This window comes from Tabrizicola sp., from assembly GCF_051645465.1.
Classification (GTDB): Bacteria; Pseudomonadota; Alphaproteobacteria; order Rhodobacterales; family Rhodobacteraceae; genus Tabrizicola.
Genome location: NZ_JBOFBI010000145.1, coordinates 1 through 15,185, shown reverse-complemented (window position 1 = coordinate 15,185; position 15,185 = coordinate 1). Strand labels below are relative to the sequence as shown.

General features: G+C 64.0%; 16 protein-coding genes. 10 read left to right on the top strand and 6 right to left on the bottom strand.

Translation table 11 applies throughout. The features are described from left to right. From ACRCSW_RS09120 to ACRCSW_RS09110, 3 genes are all read left to right on the top strand, one after another. Window positions 1–658: GNAT family N-acyltransferase (locus ACRCSW_RS09120; protein ID WP_438704415.1), on the top strand; the 658-nt coding region annotated here is incomplete at its 5' end. A gap of 164 nt (window positions 659–822) precedes the next feature. After that, window positions 823–1,245 (top strand): HIT family protein, encoded by a 423-nt coding sequence (locus tag ACRCSW_RS09115; protein ID WP_438704413.1) that lies wholly within the window; start codon window positions 823–825, stop codon window positions 1,243–1,245. A 249-nt stretch (window positions 1,246–1,494) separates the two neighbouring features. After that, window positions 1,495–2,106: a hypothetical protein gene (locus tag ACRCSW_RS09110; RefSeq protein WP_438704411.1), complete on the top strand. Its 612-nt coding sequence runs from the start codon at window positions 1,495–1,497 to the stop codon at window positions 2,104–2,106. A 152-nt stretch (window positions 2,107–2,258) separates the two neighbouring features. Here the strand turns inward: ACRCSW_RS09110 and ACRCSW_RS09105 are convergent, their stop codons facing one another. From ACRCSW_RS09105 to ACRCSW_RS09095, 3 genes are read right to left on the bottom strand one after another with little or no spacing between them, the layout of a single operon-like run. Beyond that, window positions 2,259–3,239, bottom strand: a complete 981-nt coding sequence (locus ACRCSW_RS09105; protein ID WP_438704410.1) for a methyltetrahydrofolate cobalamin methyltransferase — start codon at window positions 3,237–3,239, stop codon at window positions 2,259–2,261. Window positions 3,240–3,254: 15 nt separating this feature from the next. Beyond that, window positions 3,255–4,178, bottom strand: coding sequence for a methylenetetrahydrofolate reductase (locus tag ACRCSW_RS09100; RefSeq protein WP_438704408.1), 924 nt, complete (start codon window positions 4,176–4,178; stop codon window positions 3,255–3,257). Window positions 4,179–4,205: 27 nt separating this feature from the next. Beyond that, a complete protein-coding gene (locus tag ACRCSW_RS09095) occupies window positions 4,206–4,508 on the bottom strand; it encodes a virulence factor (protein WP_438704407.1) in 303 nt (100 codons plus the stop codon). A gap of 266 nt (window positions 4,509–4,774) precedes the next feature. Between ACRCSW_RS09095 and ACRCSW_RS09090 the strand changes: the two genes are divergently transcribed. Next, window positions 4,775–5,917: a Ppx/GppA phosphatase family protein gene (locus ACRCSW_RS09090; RefSeq protein WP_438704405.1), complete on the top strand. Its 1,143-nt coding sequence runs from the start codon at window positions 4,775–4,777 to the stop codon at window positions 5,915–5,917. Beyond that, window positions 5,914–6,651, top strand: coding sequence for an RlmE family RNA methyltransferase (locus tag ACRCSW_RS09085; RefSeq protein WP_438704403.1), 738 nt, complete (start codon window positions 5,914–5,916; stop codon window positions 6,649–6,651). Before ACRCSW_RS09090 ends, ACRCSW_RS09085 begins: the two co-directional genes overlap by 4 nt. 98 nt (window positions 6,652–6,749) lie before the next feature. Here ACRCSW_RS09085 and ACRCSW_RS09080 read toward each other — a convergent pair whose 3' ends face one another. Next, window positions 6,750–7,319, bottom strand: coding sequence for a YcbK family protein (locus ACRCSW_RS09080; protein ID WP_438704401.1), 570 nt, complete (start codon window positions 7,317–7,319; stop codon window positions 6,750–6,752). 335 nt (window positions 7,320–7,654) lie between these two features. Here ACRCSW_RS09080 and ACRCSW_RS09075 point away from each other — a divergent pair, with 335 nt between their 5' ends. From ACRCSW_RS09075 to ACRCSW_RS09060, 4 genes are read left to right on the top strand one after another with little or no spacing between them, the layout of a single operon-like run. Continuing rightward, window positions 7,655–9,262, top strand: a complete 1,608-nt coding sequence (locus tag ACRCSW_RS09075) for a L,D-transpeptidase family protein (protein WP_438704399.1) — start codon at window positions 7,655–7,657, stop codon at window positions 9,260–9,262. A 30-nt stretch (window positions 9,263–9,292) separates the two neighbouring features. Beyond that, window positions 9,293–10,384, top strand: coding sequence for a UDP-3-O-(3-hydroxymyristoyl)glucosamine N-acyltransferase (lpxD, locus tag ACRCSW_RS09070; protein ID WP_438704398.1), 1,092 nt, complete (start codon window positions 9,293–9,295; stop codon window positions 10,382–10,384). Window positions 10,385–10,402: 18 nt separating this feature from the next. Next, window positions 10,403–10,672, top strand: a complete 270-nt coding sequence (locus tag ACRCSW_RS09065) for an acyl carrier protein (protein ID WP_438704397.1) — start codon at window positions 10,403–10,405, stop codon at window positions 10,670–10,672. After that, window positions 10,669–11,865, top strand: coding sequence for a beta-ketoacyl-[acyl-carrier-protein] synthase family protein (locus ACRCSW_RS09060; RefSeq protein ID WP_438704395.1), 1,197 nt, complete (start codon window positions 10,669–10,671; stop codon window positions 11,863–11,865). The genes ACRCSW_RS09065 and ACRCSW_RS09060 overlap by 4 nt, the downstream gene beginning before the upstream one ends. A gap of 52 nt (window positions 11,866–11,917) precedes the next feature. Here ACRCSW_RS09060 and ACRCSW_RS09055 read toward each other — a convergent pair whose 3' ends face one another. Beyond that, a complete protein-coding gene (locus ACRCSW_RS09055) occupies window positions 11,918–12,667 on the bottom strand; it encodes an invasion associated locus B family protein (protein ID WP_438704393.1) in 750 nt (249 codons plus the stop codon). Between the two features lie 434 nt (window positions 12,668–13,101). Between ACRCSW_RS09055 and ACRCSW_RS09050 the strand changes: the two genes are divergently transcribed. Continuing rightward, window positions 13,102–14,652, top strand: coding sequence for a helicase HerA-like domain-containing protein (locus tag ACRCSW_RS09050; protein ID WP_438704392.1), 1,551 nt, complete (start codon window positions 13,102–13,104; stop codon window positions 14,650–14,652). On the opposite strand, the gene ACRCSW_RS09045 is transcribed toward ACRCSW_RS09050, so the two are convergent. Continuing rightward, the coding region (locus ACRCSW_RS09045) for a TetR/AcrR family transcriptional regulator (RefSeq protein WP_438704390.1) at window positions 14,649–15,185 on the bottom strand (537 nt) is incomplete at its 5' end. The two genes, ACRCSW_RS09050 and ACRCSW_RS09045, sit on opposite strands and share 4 nt — an antisense overlap.

The window sequence follows — 15,185 nt, the reverse complement described above, 5'->3', positions numbered from 1 at the left end:
GGTCATGACCTTTCGGCGCCCGGCCTTTCCGCATCCTGGCCCGGAGGATGACGAGCAGGACGGGCTTTCGGCGCATGTTGTCGTGCAAGGCGAGGGGGGGATGCTGGCCTCCTTCCGGGTGATGCTGTTCGGCTGGGGGGCGGGGCTTGCGCAGGGCTATGCGGCGCAGTTTTATGATGTGGGGCCGCTGTCGGGCTATGCGAAGCCGATTGCCGAGATGGGGCGGTTCTGCCTGGCCCCTGGGGGGGTGCATCCGGATGTGCTGCGGCTCGCCTGGGGGGCGATGACGCGGATCGTGGATGAGGGGCAGGCGGGGCTTTTGGTCGGGTGTTCGTCCTTCCGGGGGGCGGACTGGACCTTGCATCGGGCGGGGCTGGCGTTGCTGGCGGAGGAGTTCCTGGGGCCGGAGGAGCATCGGCCGGGGAGGAAGGCTGTGGAGGTGGTGGAGTATCCTTTGCTGGTGGGGCCGGTGGGGGACCGGAGGGCCTCGCTGGCCGGGCTGCCTCCGCTTCTGCGGACTTATCTCGCGATGGGGGGGTGGGTGTCGGACCATGCGGTGGTGGACCGGGAGCTGGACACGCTCCACGTCTTCACCTGCGTCGAGGTGGACCGGGTTCCGGCCGCAAGGGCGGCCTCTTTGCGGGCGGTGGCGGGGTAGGGCGTAACTCAGCGTTACGGGGGGTGTGCCAAATGATTTCAATGGGTTGTTGAGGGGTCGTTAGGGTGGTGTTAAGGTTTTGGGGTGGGTTGATCGGTGCGTGAAATCACGCACCCTACAGATCGCGTCGATTGGCTTTAGCGCGAAAGGACATAATAGGCACCATGTGCGTATTCTGCATGATTGCATCCGGTGAAAGCAGAGCCAGCTTCTTGCACCAGGATGAGCAATGTCTTGCGTTCATGAACATTCGTCCCATCAACCCCGGTGAATTCATGGTCATTCCTCGCAAACACGTAGACCACTTCACCGATCTACCGGATGCGCTGGCTTGCCATATTTTGACGGTAGCACAACGACTTGGCAGAAATCTTCTCCGCGAGCTAAAGCCGTTGCGCATTGGCTATGTCGTCCACGGATTTGGTGTGGCCCATGCCCACCTAAATGTCGTTCCCCTGCACACGAGCAGTGACATTATATCGGCGAAGCATGTCGTCCTGACCGACGAGGGGTTCGCAGTTTCGTTGGCTAACTTGCCCGTCCCCGACAGGAGCGAGCTGGATCTGCTTGCACAAAGGCTGGCCTAGCCGGGCAGCGCTGTCTTCTTCGGTAGGTCGCTACCCTCTGACGGCTAAGTCTGAGGCTTTGCAGAGCACCCTACGCCCGACTTTCCCAATATTTTCAGAGGGCTGTTGGGGAACGTCAGGGTGGTGTTAAGGTTTGGGGATGGGGCGGATGGTGCGTGAAATCACGCACCCTACAGCTCGCTTCTTGTTTGAGAGACTTTCTAGTGACAACTTAGACGCACGGCTTTCACCCCAAGTTGGGAGCTTAAGTTGCCGCTTTGCCAATGGTTTGGAACCGTTGCCGACCACAAAGCTCTTCTGGAAGAGCTTTTCGATTGGGGCGTTGCCGATGTCTTCGAAGTGAGTTCACGCGCAGATCTGCCGCTAAGGAGATTTGACTCTCCAGAAGCTGTGGTTGTCGAATTTGATCGACCAGCACACCACGGAAGTCATGGTCGGAGGCTTAGTCTTCTGCTGCGAGTGCGCGATGCATGTCCGGCCCTGATTGTATACAAGCACAAAGTGACTTCGGGCTCGATGGCAGGAAGTGTTATCGAGCGTATCGATGACACGGGTTGTCTGAGTTTAGAATTGGAGGTGTTCGGTAAGGGGCACCGCCTCGAATACTCGTCGACCAATACGTCCAGCACAGATCGAATGGGTGCTGAGAACGGGCTGATCCGCGACACCGCTGGAGCGGTCTGGAATATCGGGCTTTGCAATCGAGTGTCGGCGGCTATGAATAGGCGCATCCGCAAACGGGCCGTTGCAAAGATCGGGACACTGAGTGTTCTGCCTGGTGCTGCAGCGCTGTGGCAATCTGGAGAACAACTGTTTCTCTATAGTATGGCGAACGACGCCAAGTACTTTGTGACGCTTTGACCTGGAGCGGTGTTCTAATCAAAATGCCTTCGTGCACGCAGTGACGATTACTCAAAGCCAGTTGCTCTCCGGACGACCACCTTAGGCCGGTTCAACGTCCCAATAGCGGTTTGTGGCTGTAAAGGGGGGCTGAGCCGCCCCTGGCGTGCGTGTTACGCCCGCCCTCTCCGCCCACCCCGACGCCCGCCAGCGGCCTGGCTCGCGGCAGCCGAAGCCTCGGCAAAGGTTGCCCCGCCCTCAACCGCCTCCAGCACCTTGGCGAAGCGGATCCATTCGCCGCCGTTGGCGTCGTGGTTCATCAGGAAGTTGGCGGCGCGGATCGCCTCCATCTCTTGCTGGCGGACGGGGTTCATGATGGCGCTGGTCATCCCGGCCCCAATGGCCATGGGGAGGAAGGCGCCGTTGATGCCGTGGCGGTGGGGGAGGCCGAAGCTGATGTTCGAGGCGCCGCATGTGGTGTTGACGCCAAGCTCTTCGCGGAGGCGCCGGACGAGGGTGAAGACCTGCTGACCGGCGGAGGCCATCGCGCCCACGGGCATGACCAGGGGGTCGACGACGATGTCGTGCGCGGGGATGCCGAAATCGGCGGCGCGTTCGACGATTTTCTTCGCCACGGCGAAGCGAACGTCGGGGTCGGGCGAGATGCCGGTGTCGTCGTTCGAGATTGCCACTACGGGGACGTTGTATTTCTTGACCAAGGGCAGGACGAGTTCCAGGCGTTCCTCTTCCCCGGTGACGGAGTTCAGGAGCGGGCGGCCTTCGCAGGCCTTGAGGCCCGCCTCCAACGCGCCTGGGACGGAGCTGTCGATGCAGAGGGGGACGTCGACGGTCTGCTGGATGATCTCGATCAGGGCCTTCATCAGCGGCGGCTCGACGAAGTTGTTGTCGGCGTAGCGCGGGTCTTTCGCCATCATGTTGGTGAAGACAGCGCCGGAGTTCACGTCGAGGACGGTCGCGCCACAGGCGACCTGTTCGAGGGCGTCCTTGATGACGGTCTCGAAGTTCCCGGCCTCCAGTTCAGCGGCGAGTTTCTTGCGGCCGGTGGGGTTGATGCGTTCGCCGATCACGCAGAAGGGCTCGTCAAAGCCGATGATCACGGTTTTCGTTTTGGATTCAACGACAGTGCGAGTCATTCTTAAACCTTTTTCTCAGGCTGTTGCGCTGGCCGGAACGCCCGAAGCGCCGCCGTTCTTGGTGATCCACTCGGCATTGGTCTTGATGCCGCCAAGGGGGAAGAAGTGGACCTGCTCGATCCCGAAGCCGGGGGTCGCGGCCTTGTGGGTGGCGAGGCCTTCGAGGACTTCGGTCGGCTCGTAAGGAAGGAGGAGTTTCGTCACATCCATTGCGCGCTTCTGGAGGACACGGAGGGACGGCCCCACACCACAGGCGATGGCGAATTTGATCAGGGTCTGGAGTTTGGCGGGGCCCGCGACGCCGATGTGGATCGGGAGCTTGATGCCCTCGGCCGCCAGTCGGTTGGCCCAGGCGATGACCGGGTCGGCTTCGAAGCAGAACTGGGTGGCGATGGCCATTTCGGCGTCGGAACGGTCGGCGAAGGCCTGCTTCCACTTCAGCGCCTGCAGCAGGACCGCATCGCCGCCGCCTTTGTCGATGTCGCGGTTCCCCTCGGGGTGGCCAGCGACATGGAGGCGCTTGAAGCCGTCGAAAAGGCCGGTTTCGATCATCTGCATCGAGCTGTCGAAATCACCCGCGGGGGTGTTGACGCCACCGCCGAGGAGGAGCGCCTGCTGGACGTTCGCCTCGCCCTGATAGCGGGCGATCCAGTCGGCGAGGGTCGCCTTGTCCGGGATGATGCGGGCGGGGAAATGCGGCATGACATCATAGCCTTCGCCGTTGATGCGGCGGGCGGTGGCGACCATGTCCTCGATGGGGGTGCCTTCGATATGGGCGATGTAGACGCGGGTGCCTTTGGGGAGGATGTCGCGGAAGCTTTCCACCTTTTCGGCGGTGCGGGGCATTACTTCGATCGAGTAGCCCTTGAGGAAGGCTTCAAACGGCTGGCCAGCTTGGGCCGAGACGTCTTCCTTGCGGCGGAAATTGAACAGGGCCATCACGGTCTCCTTGAGGGTCATAGGGGGTCAGGCCTTGGCCCAGCCATCTTGGTCGATCAGTGCCTTGAGGCGCGCGGTGTCGAATTCGGCCTCAAGCCGGGCGGCTTCGGACTTTGCGATGTCGTCGGGTTCGCCCTCGACCTCGGCCACGACGGCTTTGCGCCATTCGGCGAGGTAGCTGTCGGTGTCGCGGGCGCCGACTTTCATGGCGCAGCGGTCGATGGCCTGTTCGAAGCGTTCGGAAAGCTGGACTTTCGACCCGCGGCGGCCTTTGCCGACAATGACCTGGGCCGGGATGTCGCGCCAGAAGACGACGGTGACTTCGGCCATGGTTCGGTGATTCCTCTGCTTCGTTGACCCTAGTAGATAGTCGCCCGTCCCCGACAGACAGTGTCGGTTTTCGACATGGCGGCGCGAGGATGCGACCCCGCTTCCCTGCCAGCGCCGAATATCACGAAGCTTGGGCCGAGGCGACGGGGGTGGCCCGGAAAAAACTTCATGCAAAACATGAACCTCGTTTGCGATGGCGCGATGCGCGCTTGCGTGGGGCGGCGAAGGTGACTACCTTTGGCCTCAACCACAGATGGAGGGCGGTTATGACGCCCGAGCGTCCCCGTAGGGCGGACGCTGCAGACGCGCCGGTCGAGACGCCGTTGGCCGTTTCCCGCGCGGATGAGCCGTCAGCCCTATCCCAGGCCGGGCCTGCTCCGCTTTACGCGGCGCTGGACCTTGGAACGAACTCGTGTCGGATGCTGATTGCCCAGCCGACGGGCAGTCAGTTTGCGATCGTCGACAGCTTCTCGAAATCCGTACAGCTGGGCGTGGGGCTTGAGGCCTCCGGTCGGCTTTCGCGGTCGTCGATGGCGCGGACGATCCAGGCTTTGCGGATCTGCGAGAAGAAGATCGAGAAGCATGGCGTGCGGCGGATGCGGCTGGTTGCGACCGAGGCCTGCCGCAGGGCGCGGAATGCGCGGGATTTCATCCGGCAGGTGCGGCGGGAGACGGGCCTGAGCCTGGAGATCATCGCGCCGGAGGAAGAGGCGCGGCTGGCGGTGATCTCCTGCGCGCCGCTGGTCAGCCATACGACCGAGCAGCTTCTGGTGGTCGACATCGGCGGCGGCTCGACCGAGCTTGTGTGGATCGACCTTTCCGGGGTGGCGCCGGTTGACCGGCCGCGGGCGATCATGCGGCTGCACATGGGGTTCAACGCCCAAGGGGACGGCGCTGTGGCGCGGGTGGTGGACTGGATCTCGGTGCCGCTGGGGGTGGCGACGCTGAAGGATCAGTTCATCGACGTCGATGACGATGCGGCGCGGTTTGCGCTGATGAGCTGGTTCTTCGAGGAGAACCTGTCGAGCTTCAGCCCATACAATGCCGATAACCCGCGCGAGGGGTTCCAGATCATCGGGACCAGCGGAACGGTCACGACCGTCGCGGCAAGCTTCCTGAACCTGAAGCGCTATGACCGGACCAAGGTCGATGGGCTGCAGATGACGAGCGACCAGATCGACTTTGTGATCCGCGACTATCTGGCGCTTGGGCCCGAGGGGCGGCGGACCGACCCGCGCATCGGCCGCGACCGGCATGCGCTGATCATGTCGGGGGCGGCAATTCTGCAGGCGCTGATGCGGATCTGGCCGACTGACCGCTTGTCGGTGGCGGATCGGGGGCTTAGGGAGGGGCTTCTTTACGCGCAGATGAGCGCGGACGGTGTCTTGGAAGACGGGCCCTACACATGACGGAAAAACCGACCTCGGGTCGTGGCCAGCGCGAGCTGCGGGTCAGGGTGAAGACGGCGAAGGGGCGGAAGCTTTCCTCAACGCTGTGGCTTGAGCGGCAGCTGAACGATCCTTACGTGATCCGGGCGAAGAAAGAGGGCTACCGGGGCCGAGCGGCCTACAAGATCCTGGAGCTGGATGACCGGTACGGGTTCCTGAAGCCGGGTGCGCGGGTGGTTGACCTTGGCTGCGCGCCGGGGGGCTGGTGCCAGGTGGCCGTGGCGCGGGTCAACGCGCTGGGGCAGAACCCGAAGAAACCGGTGGGGACGGTGCTGGGGGTGGACCTGCAGGAGGTGGAACCAATTGCGGGGGCCGAGATTCACCAGCTGGATTTTCTGGCGGACGATGCGGATGAGAAGGTGAAAGGCTGGCTTGGCGGCCGCGCCGATGTGGTGCTGTCAGACATGGCCGCGGCTGCAAGCGGGCACAAGGCAACGGACCATCTGCGGATCGTGGCGCTGGTCGAAGCGGCGCTGGCTTTCGCTTTCGACGTGCTGGACGATGGCGGCACTTTTGTTGCGAAGGTGCTGGCCGGGGGTGCCGAGAACGAGATGCAGACAATGCTGAAGCGGAACTTCAGCAAGGTGGCGAATGTGAAGCCGCCCGCCAGCCGGGCTGACAGTTCCGAGAAGTTCGTGGTGGCGATGGGCTTTCGCGGGCGGCAGGTCGAGGGTGGCGCGGGGCAGGGCGACTAGGTGAGCTGCCGTCCGTGGTGGGCCTTTCTCCGTTTCCTAAAATCCAAATGAAAAAGGCGCCCGAAGGCGCCGCTTTTCTTCGTTGGGGGTGGCGGAAATCAGCCGCCCCAGCTGCGGACCGGGCCGCAATCCATGTGGACGAAGTTCGACCGCGAATACCGTCCGACCCCGCCTGACGCGCAGGCTGCCGCTGCTTTGGCCATCTGGCCGACCGAGCGCGACGTAAGCCGCAGGTCCGCAGCCTGGCCTTTCATGTGGAGGGAGTTCTTTGCGACGCCGCGCGATTTCGACCGAAGCATCGCGTTGGTCTTGGGGCAACGGTAGCCGGAGAGGAGCATATAGGGTTCGTTCACATCCATCAGGCGGTGCGAGGCGGCCATGATGTCGATGGTGCGCATGTCCATCTTCATCGATTCATCCGACCGCCAGTCCCGCATGAAGTAGTTGATTTCCTTCATGACTTCCGGGATGTACTCACCCTCGATCCAGTAGATCGTGTCGATGGCTTCGCCGGTACGACCCGAGTACATCCTGATCCTGCGGATGTCGCCTGCACCCTTCAGAACGCCAAAAGCACTGGTGTATGAAGGTGCCGCTACCAAGGCTGTCGCCGCAAACGCGCCAAGAAGTCCGCGCCGCGTGACGCCGAAAGTCCGATTGTCCGTCATTCTAACGCCTGTCCCCGTGCTGTCTTTGACTGCCGATGCGCAGCTCTCGTGCTACTTCTTCCCCAAGTGCAACGAAGTTATTGCACAAGTCGAATCGAAGCCCAAGCGCCGATTGTCCACTGGGTCGTGAGCTCAACCTGAATCGGCAAATTTCTGCTTAACGCGACCAATTTCCGCCATGTGTGGTGTTTCTGCACCGATTTCGACGCGGACTGTTGCTGTTTGCTGGACAATTATCGGGAGAACCTGACCCGGACACGTTTGTGAATGGACATGTTTTGCGGATATGCGAAAAGGGGCGATGAGAGGTTCAAGTTGTTGAGTTTGGGGGCCGAATGACCTTTTCTGCTGTGCGCGGTCTGACCCGCAAGTCGCTGCTGATATCGTTGTCGATTGCTACCTCTATTGCCCTGCCTCTGACCGCACAGGCGCAGTCGGCGGCGTTTACGCAATCGCTTGCGGCGACCGCATCTGCAGATGAAGCCATTGCCGAATGGTATCGCAAGACCGCCTACGACACGCTTTGGACCGGGGCTGACGACGAAGCGCGCCGGTCGGCTTTTCTGGCCGCAATTGGCTCGGCCAAGGACCATGGTCTGCCCAAAGCGCGCTATGATGCGGACGTGCTGACAGCAGCCTTGCGGGCGGCTGAGACCGAAGGCGACCGCGGGCGCGTCGAGGTTGAGATGACGCGGGCCTATCTGGCCTGGGCGCGCGATCTGAACTCGGGGGCGCTGGAGCCGAAAGAGGTAGACCGCGGCATTCTGCGCGAGATCAAGCGGATCGATCCGCAAGTTCTGCTTGCCCGCATTGCAAATGGCGATCCGGAAGCGGTTCTGGCCTGGCTGGAGCCGAAGTCGCAGTCCTACATGCATCTGATGAAAGCGAAGATCGGGCTTGAGGCCCAGATCGCGGCAGGCGGATGGGGCGAGCCGGTTCCGGCAAGCTCGCTTGCGCCTGGCGATACCGGGCCTGCGGTCGTGGCGCTTCGCGACCGGCTGGTACGGATGGGCTATCTCGCGCCGACTGCCATCGCCAGCTACGACCGTGCGCTGCAATCGGCGGTGACGGCGTTCCAGCTGAACCATGGGCTGACGGCCGATGGTACGGCGGGCGAAAGCACGATCATCGAGATCAACCTGCCCCCGGAAGAGCGGCTGAAATCCGTGATCGTCGCCATGGAGCGCGAGCGGTGGATGCATATCGACCGCGACGTCAAGCACGTCTGGGTGAACCTGCCCGACTTCCGGGCGAGGATCATCGACGGCGGCAAGACGATTTTCGAGACCAGGGTGGTGATCGGGAAGAACGTGTCCGACCAGCGGTCGCCTGAGTTCTCGGACGAGATGGAGCATATGGTGATCAACCCCTCGTGGGGGGTGCCGCGTTCGATCATCGTCAACGAATACTTGCCGCTTCTGCAGCAGAACCCCAACGCCGTGGGCCATCTGCAGGTGATCGATGGCCGGGGCCGGGTGGTGTCGCGCGGGTCGGTGAACTTCGGGGCCTACAATGCCCGGACCTTCCCGTTCGGTCTGCGCCAGCCGCCGTCGGACGGGAATGCGCTGGGGAAGGTGAAGTTCATGTTCCCGAACCCCTACAACATCTATCTGCATGACACACCCTCCAAGTCCTTGTTCGACAACGAGGTTCGGGCCTACAGCCATGGCTGCATCCGGGTCGCGGACCCGTTCGACCTGGCGCATGAGCTTTTGTCCTGGCAGACCGACAATGCCGAAGCCGAGTTCGAGGCGGCGCTGGATACTGGCGACGAAACGACGGTCAAGCTGAAGCAGACCCTGCCGGTGCATCTGGTCTATTTCACCGCCTATCCGGATGCGAAGGGCCGCATCAGCTATCGGCGCGACATCTATGGCCGGGACGCGGCACTGTTTGAGGCGCTGTCGGCGGCTGGGGTGGAACTGGCGGGCGTTCAGGGGTAAATCTCGGCCGGAAGCTCTCCGGGAGACGCCATGGCCCACACGATCCGCGATATCGCTTTGGCGCTTGGGGCCGAGGCCGAGGGTGATCTTGACCTTCAGGTGACGGGTGCGGCCGAGCCGCAGGCGGCGGGGCCGGATGAGCTCGCGCTGGCGATGGACCCGCGGTATGGCGACGGGATCGGCAAGGGCCAGGCGCGGGCGGCGGTGGTCTGGCCGGGGGCGGATTGGCGCGGGATGGGGCTGAAGGCCGCGATCTTTGCGCCGCGCGGGCGGCTGGCGATGGCGGGGCTGACGCGGCTGATGGATCCAGGGCCGGATATTGCTCCGGGGGTTCATGCGACGGCGATCGTGCATCCGACGGCTGACATCGGTGTGGGGGCTGCTGTCGGGCCGTTCGTGGTGATCGGGCCGGGGGTGGTGCTTGGTGCGGGCGCTCGGATCGCATCGCATGTGTCCATCGCCGAGGGTGCGCGGATCGGGGCGGAGGCGCTGATCCTGCAAGGCGCGCGGATCGGGGCGCGGGTCACCATTGGCGACCGGTTCATCTGCCAGCCGGGCGCGGTGATCGGGGCGGACGGGTTTTCCTTTGTCACTCCCGAGAAATCGGGGGTCGAGGAGATCCGCGAGACCCTGGGCTCACGCGCTGAGATCAAGGATCAGACCTGGACGCGGATACATTCGCTTGGGGCCGTAACCATCGGCGACGATGTGGAAATCGGCGCGAACGTGTGTATCGACCGGGGGACGATCCGGGATACCTCGATAGGGTCGGGGACGAAGCTCGATAACCTTGTCCATGTCGGCCACAACGTCCAGATCGGGCGGGACTGCCTGATCTGCGGGCAGGTGGGGATCGCCGGGTCGGCTCGGATCGGTGACCGGGTGGTGATGGGCGGGCAGTGCGGGGTTAACGACAACATCTTCGTCGGCAATGACGTGATCTGCGGCGGTGCGACGAAGATCTTCACCAATGCTCCGGCGGGACGGGTGCTGCTGGGCTATCCGGCGGTGAAGATGGAGACGCATGTCGAGATGCAAAAGGCGCTCCGCCGCCTGCCGCGGCTGGCCGCGAGGGTTGCGGCGCTGGAGAAGGGCGTTTCGTCCGAGCCCGAGACCGAGTAAGACTGGTCGGGCGAGGGGATGATGCGGGCAGAGATCGAAGAAGCGGTGATTGCGATCCTGGCGAAGCAGCTTTTGCTGTCGCCTGGCGAGGTTGCGCCGGACGCGCGGGTGGATGACCTGGGGCTCGACAGCCTTGGCAAGGTCGAGGCGATTTTCGCGCTGGAAGAGCGGTTCGACATTTCCGTTCCGTTCAATGCAAACGAACCGGATCAGCCGGATTTCGACTTTTCGTCCGTTGAAAGCATCGTCGCGGGGGTCCAGCGGCTGATCGACCAGAAGGCGGCATGAGGCGGGTCGTCGTTACCGGCCTTGGGACGGTGAATGCGCTGGCCACGGACGTGCCGGGGACGTTCGACGCGTTCCGCATGGGCCGCTCTGGCATCGGGCCGCTGACGGTGCGCGATGCCGACCGTCTGACCATCCGCATCGGCGCGGAAGTGCGGGACTGGCGTCCTGAGACGCGCTTTTCCCCGGCGGAGCTTTCGCTTTACGACCGCGTTACGCAGTACGCTCTGGTCGCGGGTGCCGAGGCGATGGGGATGGCCGGTCTGTCCGGCCCGCTTGGCCCGCGCGCAGGCGTGATCATGGGCACTGCGGCGGGCGGCATACAGACCTGGGAAGACAGTTACCGCGCGGTGTTTGTCGAAGGCAAAACGCGGGTGCCCCCACTGGTGGTGCCGCGGCTGATGCACAATGCGGCCGCCTCGCATCTGTCGATCCGGCACGGGATCGGCGGCCCGGTTCTAAGCACGGCCACTGCCTGCGCCAGCGCAAATCACGCCATGGGTCTCGCCCTGCAGCAGATCCGGCATGGCGTGGCAGATGTGATGCTCGCGGGCGGGTCGGAGGCGATGCTTTGCTTTGGCGGGGTCAAGGCCTGGGAAAGCCTGCGCGTTCTCGCGCCGGATGCCTGCCGCCCGTTCTCGGCAGGCCGGAAGGGCCTGGTGATCGGCGACGGGGCCGGGGTGCTGGTGTTCGAGGCCGAGGAACACGCCCATGCGCGGGGGGCCAGGATTCTGGCCGAGGTTGCCGGGTTCGGGATGACGGCGGATGCGGCGGATATCGTGGCACCCAACGTTGACGGGGCGGTGCGGGCGATGCGGGCGGCGCTGGCCGATGCCGGGATGAGGCCGCGCGAGGTTGGCTATATCAATGCCCATGGTACGGGGACGCTGCTGAACGATCGCTCGGAAAGTCTTGCAATTCTTGATGTTTTCGGCCCCGAAGCCCCGCCGGTATCGTCGACCAAGTCGATGCATGGGCACGCGATCGGGGCGACTGGCGCGCTGGAGGCGATTGCCTGCGTGCTGGCTTTGACTGAAAGGCTGATCCCGCCGACTGTCGGTTTCCAGGCGGCTGACCCCGAATGCCCGCTTGATGTGGTGCCGAATAAGGCGCGGACTGGGGAGATCAGCGCGGCACTGAGCAACGCATTTGCTTTCGGTGGGCTGAACGCCGTGTTGGCCTTCCGCAAGGCCTGATGCAAAAGGCCGGCCCAGGCGGGCCGGCCTCTGACTTCGGATCAGCCGCGCATCACGGGTTGGTTGTGCCCTCGGCCGGAGCTTCGCCTTCGGTCGGGGCTGCGCCTTCGGCAGGTGCAGCGCCTTCGGTCGCGCCGCCCTCGGCGGGAGCCGCTGCCGCTGCCGCGTCCGCCGCATCGTTGGCAGCGATCACCGCATCAAGACCGGCGGTGAACCCTTTGAGCGACATGGTCAATTCGACCTTCTGGTCAGCCGCGACGAACGGAACGATCGTGATCACCGCGTTCGCGCCCTTCTTCATCTGAGCCACCTCTTCGGCGGTGAAGCCGATCCGGGCGACGCAGCCGATCTGGGTGCAGAAGGTGAAGGGGTAGGCTTTGCCCTTGCCGCCGTCGATCTGCAGCGTCATCCCCGCGGTCAGAAGCGTTTCGAGCGGCGCGATGAAGGTGGCACCCGCAACGGCCGGGCCTTCGGAGCCTTTCGGCAGGTTGAACATGGTGAACTCGGCGACCGAGTTGCCTTCCTTGTCCTTCAGAAGCAGGTAGAGCTGGCAGGGGTCGACCCCGGATTCGGTCCGGACGCAGCGCTGCTCCCACGCTTCGAACTTTGCGGCGGTGTAGTTGGTGCCAGGCCCGTTTTCGCCCCCGCCGACTTCCTGGCCGAGCGACAGGTTGTCCCCGGTTGGAGCGTCTGCCGCAACGCCTTCATCTGCCGGGGGTGTTTCTTCGGTTGTCTGCGCGGCCAGCGGTGTGGTGGCGAGTGCCAGGATCAGGGCAAGCGTAATGCTCGTGGTCTTTGCCATCTTCGACATTTCCTTTGGTCGGTCGATTTCTGGCGGGTCTGTAACATGCCCGTCCCCACAAGTCAGGTGCGAAAAGAACGCCCGGCGTGCTTCTGCCCTTGCGGTCACGGACAAATGAAAAAGGGCCGGAAGAACCGGCCCTTTCCATATATTTTTGTTTGCTCCCTGTCGGACTGGCCGACTTCATGGGAAGGGACGCTACGGCGGATTGGCCGGGTCGTCAACGGGTTCTTTTACGTAATTGTTAGAAAAAAACCGCGCCTTTTCAAGGGCGCGGCCAGTCAACAGGGAGGAAGTCACCATCAGTCGCGGCAGATCGCCGGTCTGACAAGATGAGTCTGGCAGATCGGGGTTAACAATGTATGTTTGGCCCCGACGGAAGCAGGGTGCGGGGGCCGTGACGGCGCCTCGCCTTCAGGTTGTGTGAGGTTACAGTGGCGGATCAAGCGGGCGCGGCGGACAGCATTTTTCTGGGCGGCGGGGGCGAGGGCTATACAGTCCCGCAGCAGTTGCTTCTGAAGTATGGCAACCGGCATGGGCTGATCGCCGGGGCAACCGGGACCGGCAAGACGGTGACACTGCAAGTCCTCGCTGAGGGCTTTTCGGCGGCGGGCGTCCCGGTCTTCCTGTCGGACGTGAAGGGCGATCTTTCCGGCATCGCGGCGCCGGGGTCGGCAAGCCACAAGCTGCACGAGCCCTTCACCAAGCGCGCGGCGCAGATCGGGCTGGACCTGCAATATCGTGCCTTCCCGGTGATCTTCTGGGACCTCTTCGGCGAAAAGGGCCATCCGGTCCGTGCCACCGTCGAGGAGATGGGGCCGCTTCTGCTGTCGCGGCTTCTGGAGCTTTCCGAACCGCAAGAGGGCGTGCTGAACGTCGCCTTCCGGCTCTCGGACGAGGAGGGGCTGCCGCTTCTGGACCTTAAGGACCTGCAGGCGCTTTTGACCTTCGTGGCCGAGAATGCCGAGGACATCTCGGGCCGCTATGGCCTGGTGTCGAAGGAATCGGTCGGCGCGATCCAGCGGCGGCTTCTGGTTCTGGAGAACGAGGGCGGCTCGGGGCTTTTCGGCGAACCGGCGCTGGACCTGGCTGACCTGATGACGGTCGATTCCGCGGGGCTTGGCCGGATCAGCGTTCTGGCTGCTGACAAGCTGATGAACTCGCCCCGGCTTTATGCGACGTTCCTCCTTTGGCTGCTGTCCGAGCTTTTCGAGGCGCTGCCCGAGATCGGCGATCCGGACAAGCCGAAGCTGGTGTTCTTCTTCGACGAGGCGCATCTGCTGTTCACGGACGCGCCGAAGGCGCTGGTTGCCAAGGTCGAGCAAGTCGCGCGCCTGATCCGGTCGAAGGGGGTTGGGGTCTACTTCATCACCCAGAACCCGGCGGATGTGCCTGACAATATCCTTGGCCAGCTGGGGAACCGTGTGCAGCACGCGCTGCGGGCTTTCACGGCCAAGGACCAGAAGGACCTGGCCAAGGCGGCCGAGACCTACCGCCCGAACCCGCGCTTTGCGATTGACGAGGCGATCCGGGATGTGGGGACGGGGGAGGCGGTGACCTCGCTTCTGGAGGCGAAGGGTGTGCCGGGGATTGCCGAGCGCACGCTGATCCGCCCGCCGTCCAGCCAGCTTGGGCCGATCGATCAGGCGGGGCGGGCTGCGGTGATGGCGGGCTCGCCGGTCAAGGGCAAGTACGAGCAGGTGCTGGACCGGGATAGCGCGTTCGAGAAGCTGCGCGTGAAGTCGGAAGCCGCGGCGCGCGAGGCGGCCGACGCCGAGGCCCGCGAAGTGGCCGAGAAGCAGGAACATGAGCGCGCCCGGCGCTATGACGGCCAGGGCTATGGCAGCGACCAGCCAAAGCGCAGTTCGGGGCGGTCGGATTCGATTGGGGCGACCTTCGCGAAGAGCTTTGCCCGGCAGTTGGGGAGCAGGTCCGGCCAGGCGATCATCCGGGGGGTCCTGGGGTCGCTGTTCGGGAAGCGCTAGGGCGCAAGCGTCAGGCCGTCGAAGAGGGCGTCGAGCATCCGGTGGGCTCGCGCCTTGCGGTCGGGCTGGTCGGGCGCTTCGGCGACCCATAGAGCGAGGTTCAGCACAGCGCCATTCAGCGTGATTGCCATCGCCTCGGCGTCGGCGACGGTGAGGGCCATTTGCACGCCGGGGTCCGAGAGACCCTCGACAACCTCGGCGAGGCCCGAGTTGAGCAGGAGGTCGAAAGCCTGCGCGCCAAGGATCGCGGGGCCTTCCAGGAAGAAGAGCCGAAGCCGGTCGGGGCGCAAAACCGCGTCGAGATACTGGTGAAAGCACGCGCGCCAGGCGGTCCAGGACGGCAGCGCGGAGTCCCACGCGGCGTCGAGCTCGGCACCGATCTCGGCATCCATCTGCCGCAGGACTGCCTCGAATAGCCCGGCCTTGTTGGTGAAGTGATGGTGGAGCGCCCCGCGGGTCACGCCTGCCTCGGCCGCGAGCGCATCGAGCGAGACCTCGGCGAAGCCCCGGTCGGCAAAGGCGCGATGCGCGAC

Coding starts and splice junctions, on each gene's coding strand:
- ACRCSW_RS09115 (WP_438704413.1), top strand. CDS start 823: ATGTGCGTATTCTGCATGATTGCATCCGGTGAAAGCAGAGCCAGCTTC.
- ACRCSW_RS09105 (WP_438704410.1), bottom strand. CDS start 3,239: ATGACTCGCACTGTCGTTGAATCCAAAACGAAAACCGTGATCATCGGC.
- ACRCSW_RS09100 (WP_438704408.1), bottom strand. CDS start 4,178: ATGGCCCTGTTCAATTTCCGCCGCAAGGAAGACGTCTCGGCCCAAGCT.
- ACRCSW_RS09095 (WP_438704407.1), bottom strand. CDS start 4,508: ATGGCCGAAGTCACCGTCGTCTTCTGGCGCGACATCCCGGCCCAGGTC.
- ACRCSW_RS09090 (WP_438704405.1), top strand. CDS start 4,775: ATGACGCCCGAGCGTCCCCGTAGGGCGGACGCTGCAGACGCGCCGGTC.
- ACRCSW_RS09085 (WP_438704403.1), top strand. CDS start 5,914: ATGACGGAAAAACCGACCTCGGGTCGTGGCCAGCGCGAGCTGCGGGTC.
- ACRCSW_RS09080 (WP_438704401.1), bottom strand. CDS start 7,319: ATGACGGACAATCGGACTTTCGGCGTCACGCGGCGCGGACTTCTTGGC.
- ACRCSW_RS09075 (WP_438704399.1), top strand. CDS start 7,655: ATGACCTTTTCTGCTGTGCGCGGTCTGACCCGCAAGTCGCTGCTGATA.
- lpxD (WP_438704398.1), top strand. CDS start 9,293: ATGGCCCACACGATCCGCGATATCGCTTTGGCGCTTGGGGCCGAGGCC.
- ACRCSW_RS09065 (WP_438704397.1), top strand. CDS start 10,403: ATGATGCGGGCAGAGATCGAAGAAGCGGTGATTGCGATCCTGGCGAAG.
- ACRCSW_RS09060 (WP_438704395.1), top strand. CDS start 10,669: ATGAGGCGGGTCGTCGTTACCGGCCTTGGGACGGTGAATGCGCTGGCC.
- ACRCSW_RS09055 (WP_438704393.1), bottom strand. CDS start 12,667: ATGGCAAAGACCACGAGCATTACGCTTGCCCTGATCCTGGCACTCGCC.